General features: G+C 33.8%; 24 protein-coding genes and 1 pseudogene. 13 read left to right on the top strand and 12 right to left on the bottom strand.

Translation table 11 applies throughout. The features are described 5' to 3' along the window. The first annotated feature begins 161 nt into the window (after positions 1–161). The 3 genes and pseudogenes from EL260_RS25980 to EL260_RS26200 all read left to right on the top strand — a co-directional run. Positions 162–1,154, top strand: a complete 993-nt coding sequence (locus tag EL260_RS25980; protein WP_317126502.1) for an RHS repeat-associated core domain-containing protein — start codon at positions 162–164, stop codon at positions 1,152–1,154. Next, on the top strand, positions 1,123–1,725 hold the full coding sequence (locus EL260_RS13110) for a hypothetical protein (RefSeq protein ID WP_123855777.1): 603 nt from the start codon (positions 1,123–1,125) through the stop codon (positions 1,723–1,725). Before EL260_RS25980 ends, EL260_RS13110 begins: the two co-directional genes overlap by 32 nt. Before the next feature lie 101 nt (positions 1,726–1,826). Further along, positions 1,827–2,012: pseudogene (locus EL260_RS26200) on the top strand (RHS repeat-associated core domain-containing protein); the annotation flags it as partial. Positions 2,013–3,346: 1,334 nt separating this feature from the next. Here the strand turns inward: EL260_RS26200 and EL260_RS13120 are convergent. The 8 genes from EL260_RS13120 to EL260_RS13155 form a co-directional block, all read right to left on the bottom strand. Beyond that, positions 3,347–4,519, bottom strand: a complete 1,173-nt coding sequence (locus EL260_RS13120) for a M28 family peptidase (RefSeq protein WP_123855779.1) — start codon at positions 4,517–4,519, stop codon at positions 3,347–3,349. Positions 4,520–4,717: 198 nt separating this feature from the next. Further along, positions 4,718–5,896, bottom strand: a complete 1,179-nt coding sequence (locus tag EL260_RS13125) for a M28 family peptidase (RefSeq protein ID WP_123855780.1) — start codon at positions 5,894–5,896, stop codon at positions 4,718–4,720. Positions 5,897–5,966: 70 nt separating this feature from the next. Next, a complete protein-coding gene (locus EL260_RS13130) occupies positions 5,967–7,148 on the bottom strand; it encodes a M20/M25/M40 family metallo-hydrolase (protein WP_123855781.1) in 1,182 nt (393 codons plus the stop codon). 307 nt (positions 7,149–7,455) lie between these two features. Next, complete coding sequence (rplT, locus tag EL260_RS13135; RefSeq protein ID WP_034694451.1) at positions 7,456–7,800, bottom strand: 50S ribosomal protein L20; 345 nt, start codon at positions 7,798–7,800, stop codon at positions 7,456–7,458. Positions 7,801–7,919: 119 nt separating this feature from the next. Beyond that, positions 7,920–8,117, bottom strand: a complete 198-nt coding sequence (gene rpmI, locus EL260_RS13140) for a 50S ribosomal protein L35 (RefSeq protein ID WP_002979658.1) — start codon at positions 8,115–8,117, stop codon at positions 7,920–7,922. A 93-nt stretch (positions 8,118–8,210) separates the two neighbouring features. Next, a complete protein-coding gene (locus EL260_RS13145) occupies positions 8,211–9,980 on the bottom strand; it encodes a glycosyltransferase family 39 protein (protein ID WP_123855782.1) in 1,770 nt (589 codons plus the stop codon). Between the two features lie 124 nt (positions 9,981–10,104). After that, the gene (locus EL260_RS13150; RefSeq protein WP_123855783.1) at positions 10,105–10,662 is read right to left on the bottom strand and encodes a hypothetical protein; all 558 of its coding nucleotides are present in this window, start codon (positions 10,660–10,662) and stop codon (positions 10,105–10,107) included. Between the two features lie 196 nt (positions 10,663–10,858). Continuing rightward, positions 10,859–11,680, bottom strand: a complete 822-nt coding sequence (locus tag EL260_RS13155; protein WP_123855784.1) for an alpha/beta fold hydrolase — start codon at positions 11,678–11,680, stop codon at positions 10,859–10,861. Between the two features lie 233 nt (positions 11,681–11,913). Here EL260_RS13155 and EL260_RS13160 point away from each other — a divergent pair, with 233 nt between their 5' ends. The 9 genes from EL260_RS13160 (at position 11,914) to EL260_RS13205 (ending at position 20,509) form a co-directional block, all read left to right on the top strand. Continuing rightward, positions 11,914–13,395 (top strand): hypothetical protein, encoded by a 1,482-nt coding sequence (locus EL260_RS13160; RefSeq protein WP_123855785.1) that lies wholly within the window; start codon positions 11,914–11,916, stop codon positions 13,393–13,395. Positions 13,396–13,916: 521 nt separating this feature from the next. Next, positions 13,917–14,453, top strand: coding sequence for a hypothetical protein (locus tag EL260_RS13170; protein ID WP_123855787.1), 537 nt, complete (start codon positions 13,917–13,919; stop codon positions 14,451–14,453). Positions 14,454–14,478: 25 nt separating this feature from the next. Continuing rightward, the gene (locus EL260_RS13175; protein WP_123855788.1) at positions 14,479–14,931 is read left to right on the top strand and encodes an SMI1/KNR4 family protein; all 453 of its coding nucleotides are present in this window, start codon (positions 14,479–14,481) and stop codon (positions 14,929–14,931) included. Between the two features lie 31 nt (positions 14,932–14,962). Further along, entirely contained in the window at positions 14,963–15,346 is a 384-nt protein-coding gene (locus tag EL260_RS13180; protein WP_123855789.1) for a hypothetical protein, read from the top strand. A 169-nt stretch (positions 15,347–15,515) separates the two neighbouring features. Continuing rightward, positions 15,516–16,223, top strand: a complete 708-nt coding sequence (locus tag EL260_RS13185; protein ID WP_123855790.1) for an SMI1/KNR4 family protein — start codon at positions 15,516–15,518, stop codon at positions 16,221–16,223. 21 nt (positions 16,224–16,244) lie between these two features. After that, complete coding sequence (locus EL260_RS13190; RefSeq protein ID WP_185145911.1) at positions 16,245–16,694, top strand: hypothetical protein; 450 nt, start codon at positions 16,245–16,247, stop codon at positions 16,692–16,694. A gap of 1 nt (position 16,695) precedes the next feature. Further along, entirely contained in the window at positions 16,696–17,460 is a 765-nt protein-coding gene (locus tag EL260_RS13195; protein WP_123855792.1) for a hypothetical protein, read from the top strand. 86 nt (positions 17,461–17,546) lie between these two features. Beyond that, positions 17,547–19,877 (top strand): ATP-binding protein, encoded by a 2,331-nt coding sequence (locus tag EL260_RS13200; protein WP_228445446.1) that lies wholly within the window; start codon positions 17,547–17,549, stop codon positions 19,875–19,877. Positions 19,878–19,879: 2 nt separating this feature from the next. Further along, the gene (locus tag EL260_RS13205) at positions 19,880–20,509 is read left to right on the top strand and encodes a response regulator transcription factor (protein ID WP_123855793.1); all 630 of its coding nucleotides are present in this window, start codon (positions 19,880–19,882) and stop codon (positions 20,507–20,509) included. 327 nt (positions 20,510–20,836) lie between these two features. Here the strand turns inward: EL260_RS13205 and EL260_RS13210 are convergent, their stop codons facing one another. Both EL260_RS13210 and EL260_RS13215 read right to left on the bottom strand, forming a co-directional pair. Further along, positions 20,837–21,403 (bottom strand): hypothetical protein, encoded by a 567-nt coding sequence (locus EL260_RS13210; RefSeq protein ID WP_123855794.1) that lies wholly within the window; start codon positions 21,401–21,403, stop codon positions 20,837–20,839. A 106-nt stretch (positions 21,404–21,509) separates the two neighbouring features. Further along, positions 21,510–22,583: a resolvase gene (locus EL260_RS13215; protein ID WP_123855795.1), complete on the bottom strand. Its 1,074-nt coding sequence runs from the start codon at positions 22,581–22,583 to the stop codon at positions 21,510–21,512. 148 nt (positions 22,584–22,731) lie between these two features. Between EL260_RS13215 and EL260_RS13220 the strand changes: the two genes are divergently transcribed. Next, positions 22,732–23,292, top strand: a complete 561-nt coding sequence (locus EL260_RS13220) for a hypothetical protein (protein WP_123855796.1) — start codon at positions 22,732–22,734, stop codon at positions 23,290–23,292. Positions 23,293–23,443: 151 nt separating this feature from the next. Here EL260_RS13220 and infC read toward each other — a convergent pair whose 3' ends face one another. Then, a complete protein-coding gene (gene infC, locus EL260_RS13225) occupies positions 23,444–23,944 on the bottom strand; it encodes a translation initiation factor IF-3 (RefSeq protein ID WP_027372223.1) in 501 nt (166 codons plus the stop codon). A 151-nt stretch (positions 23,945–24,095) separates the two neighbouring features. Beyond that, the gene (thrS, locus tag EL260_RS13230) at positions 24,096–26,015 is read right to left on the bottom strand and encodes a threonine--tRNA ligase (protein ID WP_123855797.1); all 1,920 of its coding nucleotides are present in this window, start codon (positions 26,013–26,015) and stop codon (positions 24,096–24,098) included. Positions 26,016–26,066: the final 51 nt, after the last annotated feature.

Here is a 26,066-nt window from a genome sequence, read left to right on the forward strand (position 1 = left end):
TTAGTTTTATTTATTAGTAAATAACCCCTTGCTGACGCTAGCTTGTAGCTCGTGTCTCATAAATAAAAAAAAGGCTATTGTATTTACAATGGTCTTTTTTCCTTTTAGTGTAATGAAACCATTATATTTACCAGTATAAAGATCACTTAGGAAATACGAGGGTGAGTTTTGCAAAAGACAGCGCAGGTGCTCTAGAAGTTACGGATACCAATAACTATTATCCTTTTGGTCTCAACCATATCTCAGGAATGTTTGGAACTTCTAATTTTGGAGGGTTATATAGTTACAAGTACAACGGAAAGGAGCTCCAGGAGACTGGGATGTATGATTATGGGGCGAGATTTTATATGCCAGATTTAGGAAGATGGGGTGTGGTGGATCCGTTGGCGGAAAAGATGACTCGTCATAGTCCTTATAATTATGCTTTTAATAATCCAATCAGATTTATTGATCCGGATGGAATGCAAGCAGAAGATAAGATCAAGATTTTTAATAATGGTAAAATAGAACGTACTGCCGATACAAATACATACGATACTGTTACGAATGAAGATGAATCTAAATCAATACAAATTGCACGGACTAATGTTACAGAAAAGAATCCAACAGGAGAATCTCAGATAGGAGAGTTGAAGAATGAAAAAGTTTCAATTGCAGGGGTAGGTCCTGATTTTGGTTATTTTCAAATTAATAATTATGATACAGCAACACAAGTATTTGAGTTTATAGCTGATAATACTTCTGTAGAATTTGGACAAGATAAATTTGATTTTTCAGATGGGTTTTCTACAAATGTGATAAGTACAAATTACAATGAAACTAAACATGCAAGTGCTGCCGATGTTCTAGCGAATAATAATCTGAGTATGGGGTCTACGACAATGCACATAACCAAAGATGGTGTATATTCCGAAGCTGTTCATTCACATCCCGGATTTGAATACAATCCCTCAGGATTCAGTGAAGGAAATTGGAATAAGGGAAATCCAACATTTGGTATAGCGTACAAGGATGCTGGGGATAAAGGACGTTCAAAAAGTAATAGCGCAATATCTAAATATGTATATAGTACATGGCTGAAAAATAATGGAGCAAATGGAGGGTATGTAAAATATGATTACAATGCAGCAGTCTATACAGGTAAGAAAAAATAATTTAATTAGAAAATCAATGAAAAAAATAATTTTAATAACTCTTATTTTCTTTTTTACTTTTAATAAAAGTGCTATTAGAAAACAAGATTTACATAATATTATTAAGGGATATATAGAATATATTTCTAAAAAAAGAAAGGTCAACCCTAAGAACGGGATATTGGTATTAGCTTTTCATGATGAAACAAAAGAGAAAGGTGAATATTCGGTAGATATTGCATTTTTTGATCCTAAAGTGATGAAAAACATGAAATATAACCATGTTTATACATTTGAAGGATATAAGCTTATATTACCTGATAATGAATGCAAAGCAATACAGAAAATGTTTAAGAAAATTTCATATGAAAATTTTAATCAGGCTGAAATAGAAGTAGATTACGAAGTTGAAAGTTGGCATATTGTCTTTAATAAAATAGATGAGATCAATTTTTTATCACCTAGTGTAATCTCAGGATGTATGAAATCAATTTTAAAGAGTAAAAATTTAAAATTTTCAGATACATATAAAGATGTTTCATATTCCTCCCCTGATTGTTCAAAATTTACTCCAGCTAAACAAAGTCCATGACTTTGAGTTAATAATAAAACAAAACCCGCTCATTGAGTGGGTTCTTGTTTATCTAAAAGCCTGTTTAGTTTTAAAATTTTGGATATAAGTACAAGTACAAGTACAAGTACAAGTACAACGGCAAGGAGCTGCAGGAGACGGGAATGTATGATTACGGAGCGAGATTCTACATGCCGGATCTGGGAAGATGGGGTGTAGTAGATCCGTTGGCTGAAAAGATGACAAGGCATAGCCCGTATAATTATGCTTATAACAATCCGACTAGGTTTATTGATCCTGATGGTAGAGCCCCTAAAAATGATATTACGGTTAATAATTCAGGCAAAGTTCAATATGTAAAACAAAATAATCAACCCAATAGATTTTTTAACATGAAAGGAAATGAACTTAAATTCAATGACCCAAAAGGTGTTGATAAGAAATTCTTAAATTCTGAATTTAAAAAAGGAGATAGGGTTTATTATGCTATAAGCTCAGGGCAAGTAGATAAAGCTGTAAATAGTGTAGGGTTAAATGATGAAATAAAAAAAGCTAGAGGAGCAGTTGTAGCATTGCCAAGTAATGAAATGAAAGCGGCGGCTTATGGAATTGCAAATGCAATGATTGCCTTTGAATCTCATAATGATGCTGATTTTACACATAGTTTTTTAACAAATCAAGTTGAAAGAGGAAAGAATGGTTTAACAGAAGATGGAGGAGTTTTTAGAACACACTATGTAGAAGATGAAGCATTCTTTAAATTTGAAGGGGCAAATGATGTTTACAATCTTTATGATGCAGGGAATTTTATGTGGGGAAATTGGACAAAAGAAATTGGTTTAACAGATATAGAAGTTTCGACAGGTTCACAAGCAAATGAGTTGAGAAAAGGCAGCTTGGATTCTGGAGCAGATCAAAATGCAATAAAAAAAGGAAGGAAATATTAACATGCTAAAAAAGATTCAATACCCTAAAAATTTAATACTGATATTTTTAGTATTTTCTTTGTTTTTCTATCTAATTAGAAATATTGGAGATGGAAGATCTTTTATTGATTTGATATTAAACTGGATTATTTTTATACCAGGAATAGTTACGTTTTTTATTTTTTTTATAAGTAATATTTTCAAATATAAGAATGACAGAACTAATTTATTATATTCTGTAATACCTCTAATTATTTTATTCTCTTTCATTATTTAGGTTGTATATAATTTTTTTATAACTTGGAATGAAATATGGAATACTCCATAATAAAATAACAAAGCCACTCAAACGAGTGGCTTTGTTATTTTATAAAATGCTTAGTTTGTTTAAGAAAAGCATCAACGAAAGCAAGACATGCTGTCTATCGTTCTCTTTTAGTCTTTGTATGTCTAAAACTTTAGCAATGATATTTTATCCAATAGAATATCCGTAGATCTTACGAGATAATCTAGAGACACTTCCAGAACCTCTGCTAGTTATACATATAGGCTATCTTAATAGACGGTTTTGCTTCCTCATGTTCATATTTACCGATGAGAACACCGTGAAGGCCTACTGCTCAAAGTCAAAGATTTTTGCTCAGATAAATTTTAAAACCACTACGTTTGTAGTGGTTTATTGTTTTCTAGTCTATTATCATTTTATAAACATAGTTTTATCTTTCAATCAAAATATTCTTAACAACCGTCTGATCTCCAAATTTTAAAATTCCTATATAAACTCCTCTTTCCAGGGTAGAAACGTTAATTTTTGTTTCATTATTGACTTTCAATAGTGTTCTTCCTGATACATTGGTGATTTCAAAACTGAAATTTGCTGGTTTATTTGGTAATTCAATATTTAGGATATTATTAGCCGGGTTAGGGTAGAGTCTCACATTTTCCAATCCATTTTGTGATGCTGTCTTATTCATGGTTAAAGTGGTAGAAGCAGTTGCAAAATGTTGTAACGCTCCCACAGTGGCCTTCCCGATATTATAGACATACACAGGGTCTACATTCGCAAAAGTATCCTTGGAGCTATGTGGGAAACTGCTTCTTATTCTTTCAAAAAAGCCGGTGATGATTTCACCTTTCTGCTCAAAGGGAATATAATCAGTATCAGCTGCCGGGTCTACAGCGGTTTGAAGCGGAGAATACAAAGCCGTGCAGTTTCTGAGTTGTTGCGTTACTGCAGCTGAAGCCGCATTATTGCTGGAAAGACCTCCCTGATCCTCATCACAGTACACCGTGTTATTATTATTTCCTTTTACACCACCTACCTGGTCAAGATTAAAAACCAGTTTAATATCCAGTTTACGAACCCCGTTTTGATAGACTACATTATTAACATAATGTGAGCTCCCAATTAACCCTTGTTCTTCTCCGGAAAAGTGAATAAACTTAATAGAATACTCCGTTGGTACATTTTGTAATATCCTCGCAGCTTCAAGAATGATAGAAGTACCACTGCCATTATCATTAACTCCAGGTCCGTTAATGGTATCAAAATGCCCGCAAATAATTACATACTTGTTAGGATAAAGGGTTCCGGTTTTCGTAATGATCAGGTTTTTTGAGGTTGCTGAACCATAGGTGAAAGGGCTTTCCGTAATTTGGCTGGCAGTATATCCATAAGATAGATATTTGTTTTTAATCCAGTTTAAAGCATTCGTATTGGCTTGGGTTCCGGTCTTTTTAATTCCAAAATTACCGAAATCCTGAAGATTCGTTGTAATGTTAGTTTGGGTTACCATATCAGCCCTGTCTTTATAAGCCTGGATAAAAGTTTGAGCACTAATGCTCTGCACAATCAATGAAGTGCATAAAAGAGTGGTAATTCTTTTCATATAATTAATTTTTAATTGGTATTACGAATGTAGTGAATAAATCACAACAAAGTGTTTAAAATATTATGAATACCATAAAGTTTCATCTCGAAAATAGAAATACAAGGGAAGAGGGCTATATTCACTATATCAAACAAAACCCCTTCTGAAATAATTCAAAGGGGTTTACTATTTAAATATTTTTTTTGAGGAAAAGCTTTATTTAGCTACAATCAACTTTCTTACTACAGTCTGGTTACCTCTCTTTACAATTCCAACATAAGCTCCATTTTCAAGGCTTGAGATATTCACTTTTTTCTCATTAACTGTTTTAAGTAAGGAACGTCCTTCAAAATCAGTGATTTCAAAAGTGAAATTCTTTGTCTTAGAATCAGGAAATTCAATATTGATAAAATCCTTTGCAGGATTAGGATAAATCTTGATGGATTCTAGAGTATTTTTTGAAACAGCTTCCTGGGTTCCTAAAGTTTGTGTAGCAGCAACTGCAAAGTGTTGTAATGCTCCCACAGATGCTTTTCCGATTTTATAAATGTATTCTGGGTCAGTATTGGCAAAAGTGTCATTAACGGTATGTGGAAAAGAGCTTCTGATTCTTTCAAAAAAGCCTGTAATAATTTCGCCTCTTTCTTCAAAAGGTATATAATCGGTATCTTCTGCGGGGTCTACAGCTGTCTGAAGTGTTGAGTACAAAGAAGTGCAATTCCTTAGCTCCTGAGTTATAGTAGCAGAAGCAGCATTATTACCGGGAAGTCCGCTTTGATCTTCATCACAGTACACTGTATTATTGATATTTCCCATCACACCACCAACCTGATCCAGATTGAAAACCATTTTAACATCCAGAACACGATTGTTTCCTTGGTAAACAACATTATCCACATAATGATAGCTGCCTAAAAGCCCTTGTTCTTCGCCTGAGAAATGAATAAATTTAATAGAATATTCTGTAGGAATTGTTCTTAAAATTCTTGCTGCTTCTAAAATAATAGAAGTTCCGCTTCCATTATCATTCACACCCGGGCCCGTAATAGTATCAAAATGTCCACAAATAATAACATATTTACTAGGATAGACTGTTCCTGTTTTGGTTATGATTAAATTTTTTGAAGTAGTATTAGAATAAGGAAATGTATCCTCAGTCATTTGACTGGCTGTATAGCCATAAGAAAGATATTTGTTTTTAAGCCAAGTCAGTGCATTTACGTTGGCTTGGGTACCTGTTTTTTTTACTCCCCAACTGGCAAATTCCTGCAGATTGGTGATAATATCCGTTTGAGAAACAGCATCCGCTCTGTTTTGATAGGCTTGAATAAAACTTTGTGCGCTCATCTTATGAGAGGCGATAGCAATCAACAAAAAAGAGGCGATTTTTTTCATCGTATGATTTATAAGACTTAATAATACATTTCATAAGAACTGAAATCAGTTCATTATCATCATATATAGGTTACTTATCAATGATTATCTTTTTAATAATATGGTTTTTGTCTGTTTTTACAGAGATCATGTAAACTCCATTGCTCAATGGGGTGGTATCTATTTTGTTTTTATTTTCCGCACGAAGCACTATATTTCCGGTCATATCGGAAATCTCAATATTGAACTGATTAGTCTTTTGCGGAAACTCTACCGTTAAAAGATTCTTGGCTGGATTAGGGTAAATGTTTACATTCTCAGATGAATTTTGAACTCTGGTTTCCTGGGTTCCCAGAATATTATTAGCCGTAGTAGCTACAGCAAAATGTTGTAGTGCCCCCACCGCTGCTTTACCTACATTAAAGACATAAACAGGATCTATATTGGCAAACGTGTCAGCTGTACTGTGTTCATTTTCACTTCTGATATATTCATAAAAACCGGTAATGGTATACCCTTTGGCTTCAAAAGGAATATAATCCGAACTATATGCATTAGAAATAAAAGTCTGAAGCGAAGAATAAAGCCCTGTACACACAGCTAACTCCTGTGTAGCAGTAGCAGATGCTGCATTATTTCCAGACATTCCGCTGATATCTTTTTCACAGGTAATCGTATTGTTGTTATTTCCCAATTGCCCTCCTACCTGGTCTATATTAAGGACTAACTTAATATCTAGCTTACGGGTATTTCCCTGGTAAGCAATATAATCTGCATAATGATAACTTCCTTTCAGCCCTTGCTCTTCTCCGGAAAAGTGAATGAACTTAATGGAATATTCAGTAGGAACATTTTTTAATATTCTTGCTGCCTCTAAAAGAATAGAAGTGCCACTGCCGTTATCACTTACTCCGGGGCCATAGATTGTGTCATAATGCCCGCAAATAATCACATATTTATCAGGGTATACTGTTCCGGTCTTGGTAATTATCAGGTTTTTTGAATTTGTAGTTCCAAAACTGAACGGATCTTCTTCAATCTGGCTCGCAGCATATCCATAAGAAATATACTTATTTTTTAGCCAGTTAAGAGCATTAGTATTGGCCGTTGAGCCAGTAGTTTTCACACCTAGATTTTCAAAATCAGTAAGATTGGTTGTGATATTGGCTTGCGAAACCATATCTGCCCTGTTTTTATAAGCCTGGATAAGATTTTGGGCTCCGATGTTCTGTAGTGCTATGGAGGTGAATAAAAAAACAGCAATTTTTTTCATTTATTCAATTGAATTATTTTTCGCTTGCTAATATAAGAATTAATGGTGATTTTATGTTGATAATTAATGTTGTTTATTCGTATTTAACTAATCTTTTCATAATGATATAACTTGTAATCTCATTTACTCTTAAAATTAATTTTATTTTAATTCAAATGTCATTTCAGGCTTATTTTTTACATTTAGTATGAAAGAATACTGAATATCTAATGCTAAACCATTGAATGATACAAAAAATGGAATGTATACATAAAAAAAATCCCGGGAAATCCCGGGACTATATTGATAACAAAAATAGTGTTCTACATTATTTTACTTGATCTACAACAGCTTTGAAAGCTTCAGGGTGATTCATTGCTAAATCTGCTAAAACTTTTCTGTTAAGCTCAATGTTGTTCTTTTTAAGAGCTCCCATAAACTGAGAGTAAGACATTCCGTGCTCTCTAGTTCCCGCGTTAATACGAGTGATCCAAAGTGCTCTGAAGTTTCTTTTCTTCTCTTTTCTACCACGGTAAGCATATTGCATTGCTTTTTCTACCGCGTTTTTAGCTACAGTCCAAACATTCTTTCTTCTACCGAAAAAACCTTTAGCTTGCTTAAAAATTTTCTTTCTGCGAGCTCTTGAAGCTACCGCATTTACTGATCTTGGCATAATTTAAATTGTTTTTTTGAAAAGGGCGGCAACTGGTGTTACTCTTATTTGCACCGTTTCAGGGTTAAAATTTTGAATTTGTTTTGAATTCTTATAAACCGAATATAGATTTATAAAAACTACTTAATTGCTAATTGACGTTGAACACTTTTTTCGTCCACTTTAGCTACGTAAGAAGTAGTAGTAAGATTTCTCTTCTGCTTAGTTTCTTTCTTAGTTAAGATGTGACTTTTATAAGCGTTTTTTCTTTTGATCTTACCAGATCCGGTAAGAGCAAAACGTTTCTTAGCACCTGATTTCGTTTTTAATTTTGGCATTGTTTTGCTTTTTTATTGTTTTTGTTATCAATATCTGTTTATGGTTTCCTAAAGACATTAGGAATAATAGTTTGCAAAAGTACGAAAAAAATATCAATATTCCCTTTCCAGAACAATACTTTCTAAAAACATATTACTTTGTGGGATAATTTCAATCGTTAATTGCCCATTTTTTATATGAATATTAGTATTAAAATCTACAATTTTCTCTTCTGAACCAGAGATTTTCCAATTTCCGGAAGAAAGATGGTCAAGAGATAGAGTATAAGATTTCCCCTTATCCATTCTTTTTACCAGTTTATTTCCTGAAAATATACTTAGGTTATCTGATGAAGCCTGGAACAGATATCCGGGAATAATTAATTGGTTTCCATTGTTTTTAATGCCAGTATTCTTCCCATATTTATTAAAGAATAGTTGATATTCTTGATCCTTTTCTTTTGTTTTTACCTTAATATAATTATTATTGAAAACCTTATTGCTCTTTAGCTGATCGCCAATATTAAAATTGAGTTCGCCTCCAATATGGAAAATAATAATATCAGGATTTCGGTTCATCACATAATTGGCATCTCCCAATTCATGGGCTAAAGATCCGTTTCCGAAGTTTTTAGGCGGATGCCTTGGGATATAATAATCATTTAACCCCAACATATCAACGATAGGTAATTCAGACGAGTAAGGAATACAACCTGCTGCTGTAACGGCAACAAGAGTCGAGTTGGGAAATGTTTTCTTTAAAGTTTCTCCCAGTTTCATTCCTCTGAACTCCCATCTTTCATCTGTTGCGCGCTGATTATCAGGAATTATGGATTGAATAAATGCATTTATTACTATAAGAAAAATCAAACTCAAACTTACCTTTTTTGATGTCAAATTGATCTTTTTGAAATATTGCAACCCCAAAATAATTGAGAAAACAAACAGAATCAGCACAACATAATAATGTCTGAAGGCAGGAAAGATATCTCCGCCAACCAACGTTACATAGCCCACCCAGGCAGCAGTTAGCACTAATAAATAATATCCGAAAAGAAGCTCTTTTCTTACAAGATAATAAAGAGATAAGCCCCCTAATCCAGACAGCAATAGGGTACTGAAGAAAGCTTTAAAATTATAAAACCCTCCACGTAAAATGTGATGGATGGTTACCTTTACCTTTACCAAAGCTGTATTAGGTACTAATTCTCCGTAAAAATTATACCGAAATACAAGTTGCCCCAATAAAAATAAAGATGGAATAATAGCGGTAGCCATTCCTATTGTAATGAACTGCTTTTTGCTCTTTTTACAGGTTACCAATAAAAACCCTGAGGTAAGCAATGTAAATAAAAATCCATCCGGTCTGGTGAGTGTTAAAAGACCTAACCAAAAGGAGAGGAGATAAATTGTTCTGAAGTTCTTATCATTAATGATCTTTGAAACCTCAATTAAAATTAAAGCAAGAAGCAACACATATAGAGGCTGCTCCAAACCACCAATGGCCCAGACAGCAAAGGATGGAGTTGTCACTAATAATACCACTCCTAGAAAAACATACTCTTTCTGTATATTTTTATTTCTAAAATAATAAAGAATACTTCCTATGGTTCCCAATGAGCATACAATGCCTAAAACTCTAGCTGCCAGAATAAGATCCATTCCCAGTTTTCCCAATGCAGACAAACCTAAAACCCAAAGCAGATTAGAGTATCCTTCAACAGGTTGACCATCATTCCAGGTTAATCCTTTGCCTTCAATAAAGCGTTGGGCATACCGTAATGAAATCAAACTGTCATCTGAAAAAAAAGGGAAGTAATAAAAGCATCCAAGAGAAAAAATAATGGTTGCTATGAAAAAAAAGGATAAATATCCCAATCTCATGGTTGATATGTATTTATGCGAATCGTTTCCTAAACTTTTTAGGATCACGACTGCAAAATAACGAAAATATAAAAAAACTACAGATAAAAAATACCTGTAGTTATTTTGTTATATGTAAACTTATCTAGTCGAAGTCTACTTGGAAAACGTCATTAATATTCTGGTTATTTCCTCCCAAAACAAACTTCATTCTATACCCTGGAGTAATAAATGTTCCTTTTCTTGAGAAAAGCTGAAGCTTCATGTGTGGGTCATTCACATGAAAGTTAACCGTTTTATTGGTATTCCAAGTAGGAATTCCATTTCTATAAATAACCATATTTCCATCGTTTTGTGCAATCAGTTTCGACATGCTGCCCATTGTGGTATAGGAGTTAGAGCTCCATAGTACAGAAGTGTGGCCAAACCTTGTCATATATAAGACAAGATTATTATCATACTGCATGATAAGTTGGTATTTTCTGTCGCCATGCTCTAAGGTTATTGCTTCCTCTGCATTTAATACCGAAGGATTATATACTTCCTTTATAAATTCAACAGTGGTAAGACCAATACGAGAGGTTTTATTTTCATTTACAGAAACTGTTTTTTCACTTGATATTACATTATCACGTGTTTCATCCTGAGCACAAGATGTTAGAAGCATCGAAAGACTTAAAAAAGTCATTAATTTTGTTTTCATAGGTTATTTTTTGACGCGGCAAATATATAAATAATTAATTTAAGTCACCAATTAAAGATATAATATTTAACTGTAATAACTGTGTTAATGGTAGTTTTTAATTTTTAATTATATCTGAAAGAATTGTAAGTGTAATTAGAATTAAAAAACCACAATCAATATGACTGTGGTTTGGTAATTATATAATTTTGATTATTTATGATTTCAAGAAAGCTAAAAGATCTTTGTTGATCGTCTCAGCTTCAGTTGTTGGCATGCCATGTGGAAAGCCTGGATAAGAAATCAGTTTACCATTTTTAAGTAAGGTAGCTGCTACTTTTCCTGTGGTTTCGAATGGAACGATCTGATCGTCTTCCCCATGCATGACCAGAACCGGTACCTCTACACTTTTAAGATCTTCCGTAAAGTCTGTTTCAGAGAATGCTTTCACACAATCATAATGAGCTTTTATAGAACCACTCATCCCTTGTCTCCACCAATTTCTCTGAATTCCTTCAGAAACCTTTGCTCCTTCTCTGTTGTATCCGTAAAAAGGAAACGTAATATCGATGAAAAATTGCGGTCTATGATTGGCTGTATTATTTCGGATATCATCAAAAACAGAAATAGGAACACCATTCGGGTTATTCTCATTCTGAACCATAATAGGGGTTACTGCACTTATCAAAACAGCTTTAGATACTCTTCCATTTCCATGTTTTGCAACATATCGAATCACTTCGCCACCACCAGTAGAATGTCCAACATGGATAACGTCTTTCAAATCCAGCGCATCTACAATTTCTGCAACATCGGAAGCATAAGTATCCATATCATGGCCATAAGGTGCCTGCCCGGATCTTCCGTGTCCTCTTCTGTCATGAGCAATTACTCGATAGCCTTGTTCCAGAAAGAAAAACATCTGTGCATCCCAATCATCACTGGATAGTGGCCAGCCATGGTGGAAAAATATAGTTTGACCTTTTCCCCAGTCTTTGTAATAGATTTCTGTTCCGTCTTTTAATGTTAATGTGCTCATTGTTTTTATTTTATGAATTAGTTTATCGAACTTTATGTATTTACAAATGTAGATAGAAAATCTACATAAGATCTTGATCTAAGATAATAATTAGTTCAAATATAAAAGTAAACATTGTGTTAAAAATTAAAAAGTGATCATGTACGCTTCCTAAAATATAGCTGATAATCGGGATTGTATTACTCTTCACTTCTTTCTAATATTGATAAATACGATGAATAAATTTTCGAAGAATGAAAATAATAGTATGCAGTATCCTTTTTGTGCTGGTATCCGTTACGGCCTGCACCCAGGAAAAAAAAGATAATTTTTCAGCAGTTCCTTCAAAAATGAAGACAATAAATAACATTCCTTTTTTTACTAAGCAGAATAACTTTATCTACGTAGATAAAAACAGCCTGAAACCTATTAATAATCAAAAATACCGAAGTGCATCACCCTTTACGCCTACAGGTTTTGCCGTAGTTCTCAATGAAAAAAATGAATACGCCGTTGTTGATGAAAGTGGAAAAACAGTGCTGGATTTTTCTGCTGAGGAAATCAATTTAAATGTCGTTAATGGGCTTACATTCTATAAAAAAGATATTGAATACGAAAAGAAAATGCCTGCATGGAAATGGGATTGGAATATTCTGGGAGGTGGCATCAAAAAAGAACAAACCTACCATAAAATAGAGATTGGTATTGTAGAAAGTCAACAAGTTTTACTTCATGAAGATGTTCCGTACTTGGAAGATAATTATTATCTCAATTTTATTTCTGTAGATGAAAATCACATATTTTGGAACGGAACTCTTTACAAAATCAAAAAGAACCGTCTGAATAAAATTGAAAATAATATTACCGAGTTATTGGAAAATAAACGATTCATTAAAGGCTCAAATTCAAAATTTTCAATGTATGAATTAGGTCAAAAAAAAGCGATTCACAACGAACTGAAAGGTACCGAAACACTTTCAATCCTATTTGGGAAGGAAACCATCACGCTGAAAGAAGTTAATAAAGAACGTTACGAACCGGAAGTTCCTAAGCTTTTGGTAGATAGCAAAACTAATGATGTTTACCCCTTTCCACAATATGAAAAGGTATTTCCTAAAGAAATTAAAAAGGCAACAGCTTCACAGATTGATTTTATTAAAAAGGCTTCTTTAGTGTATTCCATCACTAATTCACCTTATTTTTTACTGGGAATATTTAATTATGATCATGATATTTGGGCTTATGATTGGCTTTATATTGATACTAAAGGAAATGTTGTAGATTCCATTGGTAATTATGACTTTAAAGTGTTGGATCAGGTGGGGAATTTAGTATGGCCTGATAGAAAAATGATTTTACCTGATCAATACATTGACAAAAGCTGGAAATTCGGAAAAATAAATTATTATACAGGCATGGATGATTTATACCTTATCCGGATTGAAAATGAAAAACAATGGAGAACGATGGGGTTGTGGAACAGGCGTGAACATATTTGGGAAATTAAGCCTGAATACCATGATGTCTCAGTTTTGGATACCGAAAAACAAATCTATGTGCTTCAAAAAGAGCAGGATGGCTTGTATGTACTTTTTGACAATATGATGAAAAAAAATATAGGATCAAAAGCTTATCAATCCATTAATTCAGATGGCTTGGTGGGGGTTAAAGATCGTTCAGGAAAAACGGTTTATTACTATATTGATATTTATTCCGGAAAAGAATATAAAGAATAATAAATATTGCTGGAAGCTGGAAGAGAGAAGGTGGAAGTTTCTTTGGGTTATCATTTATTCATTAGCAATATATGATTAAATTACCTTAACAAAGATCAACTGTTATTGCTTATGTTCATCATGACTTCCTTTTTCCAGGTCTGAATTTTCAACCATTACATTCTAACTTAAATATTTAAAATATGCTGTCATCCGTAGATTTACATTTGGAAAGACTATTATTCATTACTGTTTTGACCCTCTTTTTTGGAGCGGGATTTTTATGTACACTCATTATTTTTATCATTAATTCTATCCGGAAGAAAAATAAGAAGCCGCTTTATTATTTTCTTTTGTTTTTGATTTCTGGAATTATTGCCATAGGTTTAGCTGCATTCTATTTTTATATTACTTTCATTAATGAATCCTATACCTATTAAAGGGGTCAGACGAATTGAAGCAAAAAAACCACTATTATCAGGGATATTTTGATTCACCATCTTTCGTTACCTTTAATTCGAAGATTTATTAAAGATAAGAGAGTGAAATATTTCGTAATTTTAACTTCACTTTTGGCAGTTTTGGCAGTTTTGGGTTGTAAAAACAATACTCAGAGAGTGCAGATTATTCCCATTTATAGTGAACCCGAAAGGGTCACAAAAGAAATTACAGAAACGGGTAAAATTCATACCTATACAACCCGTAAGACGGTTACAGAGCGACTTAATCCAATGATTTTCATGGTTTCCAAAAATACGGAAGCACTTCAATTTCGTCTACAAGGAAATATTAGCTCAGGTGGGCATACTATTCATCAGATAAGAAAAATACGTTTTGAAAAAGGAACGCAAAATGGTAATACCATTACGCTGAGATATTATGTGGAGATTAAAAAGATTCCCGGTAAAGAAAGTGCGAACATACAAGGATATAATTATACAAAAGATGAAGTTTACATACTACCTAATGATGTGAAAGTCATAAAAGTTGAATTGTACGAAGACCCAATCAACGATATTTCAGATACTAAACCAAAGCTTATCATTCAACAAACTTTTAATTTCTTTGCCAGGATCTAAGCACCTTAAAACTAATATAAAAAGTATGCTTGAACAATTTAAAGAACTGATCAAAAAAGCTGAAAAACTGGAGAAAAAACCAAAATTTTACGGGTCTAATTCAGAAGAAAATATCAGCAAAGTAGAACATGCCTTACAGTTGAAGTTTGATGTCTTTTTGAAAACCTATCTCCAGGAGTTTGGAGGTGGGGGGATTTCCGATTTACTGTACACTAATGGAATTTTACCGGAAAACCCATTGAGTAATGATGTTTGTACACTTTATGGTACTACTGTTTATGCACGTCAGCAGTTTCAATTACCACAACATTTTTTGGTTATCAATTCTAATTTCCCTTCTGATGTTTTGGTTTTAGATACTCACTGCGGACTTATATACAATTATGAGATGCTCTCAAAAAACAGGAGTTCAACATTGTATCCCAGTTTTGAGAATTACCTTTTAACGGAGTGGAATGCTCTTATTGAAGAGTACTAAACGAAACTTAACATATCTATCTATTAATAATATGAAAAAAGAATTAGCAAACCCACCATCAGATGAACGTGATCGTGAACTGTGGATGCAGCATGGAGCAGGATATATTATCTTTGAAAATATTAGGAAATATGCCATTGGGAAAATTCCGACAGAAATAGATGAAACACTTCGTGAAGCTCATCTAAAAACCATCGACAATACGATTTATGGAATGATGATGCAAATGGACGGAGTTTTTAATCCTTTAGAAAATGAAAACTATCGTTTAGCCTTAGAATCTCATATTGTCTTGTATAAAGAAGATGAAATAATAGAAGAACTGAACACCATTGATGGTGATGGAATGTGTATGGGATTTCATGGATGGATAGAAAATGATTTTGGAAGCGATGAAATTGTAATAAAGAAATAAAACGTAATTAGGAAGTCTTTCATTCAGTGAAACTACTGTTTTAGAATTATTTTGGCTGGCTCAGCCCTCAGGATTTTTTGCAATATAAATAGGACACAACATTAAAAGACAGCTGCGAAATAGCTTGGGAAATCCCCAAAATATTTGAAAAACCTGTTTAAGAATAGATATGAATACTTTGCAAGATTTAGAAAAAGAATATAATTTCACCTATCCAGAACTTTACAGACAGTTGTATGATAATAAAATGCTCGACTGGGGTGCCGAAGGAAACGGATGGTATACCAATATTTTTCCCACTCTAAAAGAAAATCCGCCTTTGCTTTTGTTTGGAAACGATATTGAGATCTGGGATCCAATCGTTTATCAGAACGGAATCAGGGAGATTATTAACCATGAAGTATATGATATCAATCCTAAATACAGGATGGTTCCTTTTGCAAAAAATGGAGCGGGGGATTTGTACGTTTTTCAATTGGATATGGAAACCAATGGTGAAGTTCCCATTACTTTTTTCCCACATGACGATTCAGAAGCGGAAATTTTAGCTAAAAATCTTCAGGATTTTATTTTCAGACAACTTTTGGAGTCTTTGACCGAAATGGATGAATATTCTATGTTTGAAGGGGATTCCGAAGAAGAAATTAAGATTCATCTGCAAAACCAATTAAACACACACCGGAAATATTTAACCCCTAAGCAAGTTGAAATTTTAGAAGATATTTATACACGTGATATTTTTAAATATACCTATAAAACGTCTAATGGTAGCGAATTTGAAGCTGAAGGCATGTTGACTTTTGATGAACTTGAAAACATTATTAATCAGGAAATTGCTTTTGAAAAATTGAACACAAGATTCGATTATCTTGAATAAGTAACTAGAAAAATGATGACAATGAAAAAGATTTTTGTTTTCCCATTTCTGTTTGCGGTGTTGATTACAATATTCAGCTGCAAAGAATCTGCGCCGAAAAAAGCAAACTTCCCAAATTATCTGAAAAATACGGAGTGGATTGTAAATGAAGGCGGACTTATCATTCCGGAGGGTGGGAAAAGTTATGATTTATCTCCAAGAGATACTGCGTTGATCTTCAACTTTCATGGGGTAAACTTTTCAGATGCAGAGCATTTCAATAGTTATGATTCCTGGCAATGTGGAAATGATTGTTTTACAGGAGTATACGGAAAGTATTATTTCACAGAAAAGAACCAAATACAAATGGAAGTCGATAGTATTAGGAAGTCTGAGTTCTGTGATGTACCCACAAAGATTTTCAACCCATCGAAAGAAATGGTTTTTGACCTTGTAAAAAGAGGAGTCCAGCTACAGCTTATAAGAAAATAAAATGACAGATTTAATAAAAATTTTCCCGGAATACGAAGAGGTATTTTATGATGATATAGAGAATCACAAAAAGTATTTTCTTCCGATTTGTTCAATTAATTTAAAAATCATCAATCCATCAGAAGATCAATGGCTGCATATTGTTTCTGTAAAGGAAATTTATGATGGCTGCGTTGGAGAAGACAAACCGGAATATCATACAAAATATACCAAAGCAGATATGTTTGGCTTTGATGTGATTGATGGTAAATACAAATTTGATGCAGATTGGAATTATTTTTCAGCACATACTGAGATTTCTCCGGAAGATTATGGAAACAGTTATTCGGATTTAGAGATTGAATACAATATGAATGAGGCAATGTATCAATTGAAAAAAGAATATTATCAGAAACATAATAAGCTTTATGACAAAGACTTTAATCGTCCGGGCTTAGAGGTTTACGACATTCGCCGCTTAGAGCGTTTACGTAAGCTTACAGTTGAAGATCTCGAGAAAGATAATGATTCAGAATATGCAGAGGAACGATTACAAAATAAGATTTTCGGTATTTTTGAAGAACTTAATACCAATTCGTTCCCCTTAGAAGAATGCAATTTCGGAGGTGAAAACCTCATTGAAAAACCCTTTAAACCTGACGGAACCCTGATGGATTATATTGCATGTTTGGAAGGTTATGATTTTCAACAAAATTCAGCAGACCAAGTATTTTTATTTTATGACAAAGAACTTAAAAAAGCGGTCATTTGTTTAGAATACACGTAATGAAATAGAAGCTGCGATCCTTGTCAAGATTTCAAACCTTGACAAGAATAAAATAGTAGTTTAAGTAAAGAGGTGGTGTTTAAAAAATGAAAAAAATCTTCCAAAATGGAACTCTTTTACTGAGCAGCATCGCTTCAAAATGGAGTAGAAGTATTTTACTTATATTTACGTTCTTTACTACAATAAAACTTAATAAAGAAAAGGGTTTGAGGTACAGGTTATTATTTATATTGACAGTATTGATTTGTCCGTTTTTTGTTCCGGCACAAGAGGTTTTAAGCAAATTAGAGAAGGAGTATAACAATGCTTCCAACCAAACTACAGAGCAGTTGAGTCTGGCTCCCAAATATGCTACTGCCTTATTCTTCCATAATTTTAAACCGAAATCTTATCAGATTTTAGCTAATAATATTTCCATTGCCACAAAGCAGTCCGATGGAAAGTATGCCACTATTTTGTATGCTGTTCAGGCCATGAATTACAGGCTTGACAGTAAACAAACTGAATCGTCAAAGAGCCTGGACATGGCCAGAATCTATAGCCTGAAAACCAATAGTAACGAAGCTAAAGGCTACCTGGAATATGCGAAAGGATGGATTTTAGTCCGTAATAATAAAACTACAGAGGCTGTTAGAGCTTACCTGAAAGCGATTAATTATTATGAAAATTCACCAACAACTTCTACATTGTATGGAAGGTTTGGGAATGTAGCCAAAGAATTATCCACAATCTATTCTAACCTGAATGAATATCAGCTTGAAGAAAAATATAGCAAACAGTTTCTGTTATTAGCCTCCAAGCAAAATGATCCTAATCTGATTTTCGATGCATATATGCGAATGGGCTATATGTACGAACAAAAATATGCTCAAAACCCATCAGATATACAGTTGAGAAATAAGACAGAACAGTATTATCTGCAGGCTATTACCACTTTCAATAAAAATAAGGGGTCTATGGTCAACAAGAGCAATCTTTCTTATGCAGCTATTAATTTGGCCAATTTATATACAGAATTTAACCCGGACAAGGCAATGCAATATGCCCAATTAGCTAATAAGATAAGTCTGGAAACCGGAGATCCTATTCATATCGCTTCTTCATTTGGGATTTTGGCAGAGTTAGCTATACAGGATAAAAATTATGATGTAGCAAAGTCTTATTTTCTGAAAGCCTCTATGGAAATTGGAAAAAGTTCTGTCAGGGATCATAATATTGAACTTTCTATTCTTGAATCACTATCCCGTGTGAGCGAAGAACAGGGTAATTACAAAGAAGCATTGACCTATTATAAAAGTTATGTTGATAAATACAAAAGCGTATACGATCAGGAAAAGCTGGATATCACTAAAAGATTAGAATCTCAGTTTGAGAAAGAAAGACAGGAACAGAAGTATATAAAGCTGCAGCTGGAAAGTGATAAAAAAGCACAGCAAATTAAACTGATCAATATTCTTCGTGCTCAACGTGAGCAAGTGTACAATAACTTAAAACTGGTAGAGGAAAACCAGCGGGAACGTCTAAAGTTTTCAGAACTGGAATCCGAGAAAAAAGAGCAGCAACTTCGTTTGGCAAAATTGGAAACCGAACAAAAGAATAACGATATTTACAGCTACAAAAAGCTGCTGGCATTCAAGGAAAAAATCAATACTTACTACATTATTTTTATTGTCATTTTTATCGTTTTAATATTCTTACTGCTGTATGCGTATAAACAACGTGTAAAGTCAATTAAGCAAAGAGATGAACTGCATGCCTTGGCCCTGGAAAAAGAGAAACAAAACTCTAAAATATCTACGCTTACCGCATTGCTTGAAGGGCAGGAGCAGGAGCGAGGACGTCTAGCCCGTGATCTCCATGACGGATTAGGAGGGTTGCTTTCAGGAACCAAACTTCAGTTATCTATTTTAGATCCTCATCAATCCGAAAACATAGAAGAAGGGATTTCAAAATCAATCAACCAGATTGATGGAGCTGTAGAAGAATTGAGACGGGTAGCCCATAATTTAATGCCAGATTTATTAATGAAATATGGTTTGGTAGCCGCTATTCAGGAATTTGCTTCCCGTATGTCTAATAGCGCACTGAATATCCATACCGAATTTATCAATTACAGTAATTCCTTATCAGAAGAAAAACAACTGCTTATTTACAGAGTCATTCAGGAATTGGTGAACAACGCCATAAAACACGCTAAAGCCTCAGAAATCATTATTCAGATCAGTGAAGAAGAAAAGATGCTATACCTTACGGTAGAAGATGATGGTAATGGTTTTGAACTCGCTAACCTGGACTTTAGAAAAACAGCAGGCTTTCATAATATAGAATCAAGAGTCCAGTTTTTAAAAGGAACGATGAATATCACGTCCCAATTAAATATTGGTACCAGTATAGAACTTCAAATTCCTACTCATTAAGCATGATAAAAGTAGCCATAACAGACGATCATCCACTTCTATTAGAAGGGCTGAAAAATATTTTAGGAAATAACGATAATATAGATGTCGTAGATTGTTTCAAAAACGTTTCAGAAATGAATGCTGGTTTGAAAAAGCAAGCGGTCGATATTTTATTGTTAGACATCAATTTAGCAGATATCAATAGCATTGAGCTCATCAGGCCTTTAAAGAAAAAGTATGAAAATCTTCAGATTATTATGCTTAGTGTTCATAATGAACTTCCTGTCATTAACAGTACTTTGGCTGAAGGAGCATTAGGGTACATTCAGAAAAATGCTTCTGTTTCTGAAATTCTGGAAGGTATAAATACCGTATATGCCGGTAACCGATTTTTATGCTCGCAAACCCAATCGGTTTTAGAGAAAAAATCAGCTGATGGATTGAATCAGGTTCCTAAATTAACCCGAAGAGAAAAGGAAGTCCTGGCCGAAGCTGCCAAGGGGCTTACCACCAATCAGATGGCTGAAAAACTTTTTATCAGTCCACATACCGTAGAAAGTCACCGAAAAAATCTTATTGAAAAATTTCAGACCTCTAATCTTAGTTCTGCCATTAAACTGGCCATAGAATACGGTTTGATTATCGAATAATCTATTGATTAGGGAGCGCAATCTGTAGGAGTCTAAATCTGAATCCCACAGATTTCACAGATGATATTGAAACATTATGATAATTATTTCAAAATCTATGTGTATATCAGGTTAAAATACCTTTAAAGTATTATAAACTATTGATTTATCAAGATCTACATAATCAATTCATTTGCGCATCAAAAAAGATAAAATTTAAACCTCTTAATGGTTTATAATATTTTTAAGACTTTTGAAACTGATCCCTATTTATCCAACAAAAAGGCCTGCTTACATCGTAAAAGCAGACCTTTTCTATATATAATCAAATAATTAGGTGTGTAATTTTTAGTCTCTGAATCTCAACGCAGCTTGAAACAGATTTTTCTTTCCTGTTAAATCGTATTCTTCATTATAAACGGGTTCATACATGAATAGATAAACTCTTCCATCAAAATTTTTTAAATTCACAGGCTGATCTACCATAATGTCATAAAATCTTGTAATAGTACGCGTAGCGGTCCATTGTTTTGAATTCCCTTTAGGGTCTTTATCGAATCTGTGATCCTTCGCACCTGTATAGTACCAATAAGATGGTGCAGAATCCATCAAAAACAGCTCTTTATCCTTGTTAAATAGTTCTTCTGCCATACCTGTACTCTGAAACCACGGAACCTCTGTATTGAAAAGTCCTAAAGCTCCTGCATAAATATCTTTATTGGTAGTAGCTCCCACTAAAAATCCTTCAAGGTTGGTTCCTGTAAACTCAAATATGAAAGGGGATTTTTTCAAATCATAAACATCATTTACAGGTTCAATTACTTTTCCATCTTGTTTAATAACTACTTTTAATGATTGAGCAAAAGTTATCAAACTAAGTAAACAAAAAAGAAATGCTAAACTTATTTTTCTCATGGTATATCTTTAAATAACTGCTGCAAAGATATTGGACTTTATCACCATAAACACTGGCTGATTTCAGGGGTTTTTTATTTTATTATGGTGCCAATGACAGTTCCCTTTACAACAGATTAGCCTTCAACTGAATTTTTATGAAAGCTGCCTTTTGTTTTTTTCCCTCAGATGCTGCTGAGTTGGTAGGAAAAACTTCTGCATAAAAGGTTTTATCATCCTTCCAGAAAGCTTTTGTATCATCAGCAATTTTGAATTTGGTAAAGTTTATATACAAGAGGTTTTCTTGATTATGGCTTTGGTCCATATAGGTCGTGATTTCAAAATTACTCCCGACATCATTATTTGAAGAGATAGAAGAAATCCATTTTTTACCAGGAAGAATCTGTGGATATCCACCTGTAAATAAGGCAAAATTAGCGGTTGATTTTACATCATAAAAAGAATAATACATATCTGTAGTCTCTACTGAGTTTTCTTTGAAAACTTCCAGGTGCAGGGAAGGAGACTGTCCAATATATTCATTGGATAAATATCCATCTTCTGTGGATACGTTTTCATGCTGTGTAATTACGGTTTCTTTTGAATTTTCGGTAGATATCCAATTTTCTCCTTTTAGTTTAACCTGAGGGTTTTTTACCAAAGTTTCATCAATTCTATTTTTAGAAGCGGCTGCAAATTCCTGTTCTGAAACTTCCGTTATGGTCCCATATTTACTGAATGACTTATTTTTTAAATCCTGAGATCCTTTGAATGTGCTGCTTCTGATTTCACCAAGATTCGCCCCTTGTAAGGTCAGATCAAATGAGGCTGTAAATTCTGACTTTAAAACAAAAGCTTCTATGCTGTTCGAAATAGTATTATTAATGCTGTAGTGAATAGAGTAGAAGTCATCAAACTCTTCAAATCCGTAATAGTTATCAAACTTATTGTATGCTATTTTTAGGTGGGCAGCATCTTTATTGGGAGATACAAAAAATTGTACAGAATCTAACTTAGTAAATAATTCAAAGGGCACTTCCTGCACATTATCCACCCCTTTTATCTTTTTGAAATCAGCAAATGTTATGATCTTCTGTGTGACTTCAGTTCCAGGTTTGTTGGTTTCTGGTGTTTTATTCTGTGGATTACATCCCATAAGAACAACAGTAGAAGAGATGAAAAATTGATATAAAGGTTTCATTTTATATTTTTTTTGACAAATGTATCGGTATTCAAACCGGGAGCCAATAAAACCTCTGATTATGGATGAAAAATGGCTGAAAACAGGGATATATTGAATCCTATATTTTGGACAATTTTGCAGAAGATAAAACTAAGTATTGATGTACATGAGAAACATAATAACCAGCTTTTCAGTTGCGATTGCTTTGTTAGCCTCCTGTTCACCTACCCCAGAAAAAAAAGTGGACAAAACAGGTTTTACAGCTTCAAAAACAGATACAGTTACTAAGCTAGCCCTGGAAAAGAATACGATTTCAAAAATAGAAGTACCAAGTGATTTTTTAGCATTGGTTCCTATTGATGTATTGGAAACTAAAAGTACAAACGTGTATGAAAAATATGGTATAGAGTTCTCTGGCAATTGTTATTCATGCGATTTAGCAAGTTTATCCATAACCAAGAATAGAATAATATGGACGAACATATGTGATGAAAAAGATGTCTTTGAAATTAATAATCTCACTACTTCTGGTGAAGGAAACAAAACTATTTTGAAAACGTCAGACAGAACCTATATTTTAACTCAAATTGATAAAGCACCCATTTATGAATTGGTTGTAGAAGGTCAAAAACTCGAATTAAATAATAAAAGAATAGCAAAATACTTTACCACTAAAGAAGCACTACCTCATTTTAAAGAGCATGACTGTGGCAATTTTGAAGGATAAGAACTAATAATAGCCTGTAGAAAGGGGGGAACAAATACAAATGATGTCCATATAACCCCTCTTTCTATTTCTGATGAAACAATACCATGAAAACTTTAATAAAAAAACCTCAAAGTAATTTGAGGTTTTTATATGTAAAATAATGATTGAATTATTTTGCCGGTTTTTTAGGACTCATCATCATAATCATTCTCTTTCCTTCAAGTTTAGGAAGCTGATCTACTTTACCAACATGCTCTAGTTCCTGAGCCAGTTTTAAAAGTAAGATTTCTCCCTGATCCTTAAAGATGATCGAACGTCCTTTAAAAAATACGTAGGTCTTCAATTTAGAACCTTCTTCAAGGAATTTCTCAGCATGCTTCTTTTTGAATTCATAATCATGGTCATCAGTCTGAGGTCCGAAACGAATCTCTTTTACTACCACTTTTACTTGCTTAGCTTTAAGTTCCTTCTGTTTTTTCTTTTGCTCGTATAAGAATTTTTTATATTCCAATACTCTTGCAATAAAAGGTTCTGCCTTGTCAGAAATTACTACTAGATCCAATTCTTGTTCCGCCGCAATCTGTCTTGCTTTGTCAATTGGATAAATTCCCGGCTCTACGTTATCGCCCACCAAACGAAGCTCTCTCACACGAATTTTATCGTTGATCAAGTGTAAGTCCTCCTGTACAGGACGTCTTTGTGGGCCCCTGTTGTTAAATCTTTGTGCTATTGTATTATAATTTTATTGGTTAACTACTTATTTATTAGATTAAAGTATTGAGAACGCTATTATTGGTTCCCAATACTTTGATTTTATTTTTTTAAATGGCTGCTTCTTTTTTGAAGTAAGCTGCGAAATCGTCCAGATTCATTACTCCAAGATCTCCTTCACCACGTCTTCTTACAGAAATCGTGCCTTCTTTTTCTTCATTTTCTCCTACTACAAGCATGAAAGGAATCTTCTTTAATTCAGCATCACGGATCTTTTTACCCGTTTTCTCGTTTCTGTCATCAATCTGACCGCTAATATCGTGATTTTCCAAAAATTGTGAAACTTTTTTTGCATAATCTACATACTTTTCACTGATTGGAAGAATAATAAACTGATCTGGGCTCAACCATAATGGGAAATCTCCGGCAGTATTCTCCAATAAGATTGCGATAAAACGCTCCATAGAACCAAAAGGCGCTCTGTGGATCATTACCGGTCTGTGCTTCTCGTTATCATTTCCAATATAGTGAAGATCAAATCTTTCCGGTAAGTTATAATCTACCTGGATCGTTCCAAGTTGCCATTTTCTTCCCAATGCATCTTTCACCATGAAGTCAAGTTTAGGGCCATAGAATGCAGCTTCACCGTATTCAACAACTGTTTTTAAACCTTTCTTCTGAGCAGCATTGATAATGGCACTCTCTGCTTTTTCCCAGTTCTCATCAGAACCGATATATTTTTCTCTGTTTTCAGGATCTCTTAAAGAAACCTGAGTTACAAAATCTTCAAAACCTAGTGATTTGAAAACATAAAGCGTTAAATCAATTACTTTTTCAAATTCTTCAGAAAGCTGATCCGGAGTACAGAATAAGTGAGCATCATCCTGAGTAAATCCACGAACCCTTGTTAATCCGTGAAGTTCTCCACTTTGCTCATATCTGTATACAGTTCCGAATTCTGCATATCTTTTAGGAAGATCCCTGTAGCTCCATTGTGAGGTTTTGTAAATTTCACAGTGGTGCGGGCAGTTCATAGGCTTCAATAAGAATTCTTCTCCTTCATTCGGCGTTTTGATCGGCTGGAAGCTATCTGCTCCATACTTATCCCAGTGGCCGGAAGTTACGTACAGTTCTTTAGCTCCAATGTGTGGAGACATTACAAATTCATATCCTCCTTTTTTCTGAGCATCACTAAGGAAATTTTCCAATTTTCTTCTTAAAGCAGTTCCTTTTGGCAACCAAAGAGGTAAACCAGCACCTACTTTTTCAGAGAATGCGAAAATACCAAGCTCTTTACCAAGCTTTCTGTGGTCTCTTCTTTTAGCTTCTTCTAATCTTTCAAGATATTCAGTAAGCTCTTTCTGCTTAGGGAAAGAAATACCATAAACTCTTGTTAATTGAGGATTCTTTTCATTTCCTCTCCAATACGCTCCTGCAGCATTTAAAATTTTAACAGCTTTTACAATTCCTGTATTCGGAATGTGCCCTCCACGACATAAATCGGTGAAGTTATCGTGAGTTACAAAAGTGATTTCCCCATCATTCAGATTAGAGATTAGTTCTACTTTGTAAGGGTTGTCTGCATAGGTCTTTAAAGCTTCTTCTTTAGAAACCGGATATAAAGAGAACGTTGATCCTTTCTTTGCATTTTCAAGAACTTTCTTTTCAATCTTTTCAAAATCTTTTTCAGATAAGCTTTCATCCCCGAAATCCACATCATAGTAGAATCCGTTTTCAATTGCCGGACCAATAGTCAATTTAGCATTAGGATAAAATTCAAGGATAGCCTGTGCCAAAAGGTGGGCAGAAGAATGCCAGAACGCTTTCTTTCCAAGATCATCATTCCAGGTCAAAAGTTGTACCGTAGAATCCGTGGTTATAGGTGTGGTTATTTCTACTTGTTTATCATTAACAATTGCGGAAATGGTATTTCTAGCCAATCCCTCGCTTATAGATTTTGCCACATCTAGAGGAGTAACTGCTCCCTCGAATTCTTTGACACTATTGTCTGGAAGTGTAATTTTTATCATTGTTTACTAAAAAATTTAAGATGCAAAAATACGCATTTTTTACATAAAATA

It is taken from the genome of Chryseobacterium nakagawai (assembly GCF_900637665.1).
In the GTDB taxonomy this organism is placed as follows: domain Bacteria; phylum Bacteroidota; class Bacteroidia; order Flavobacteriales; family Weeksellaceae; genus Chryseobacterium; species Chryseobacterium nakagawai.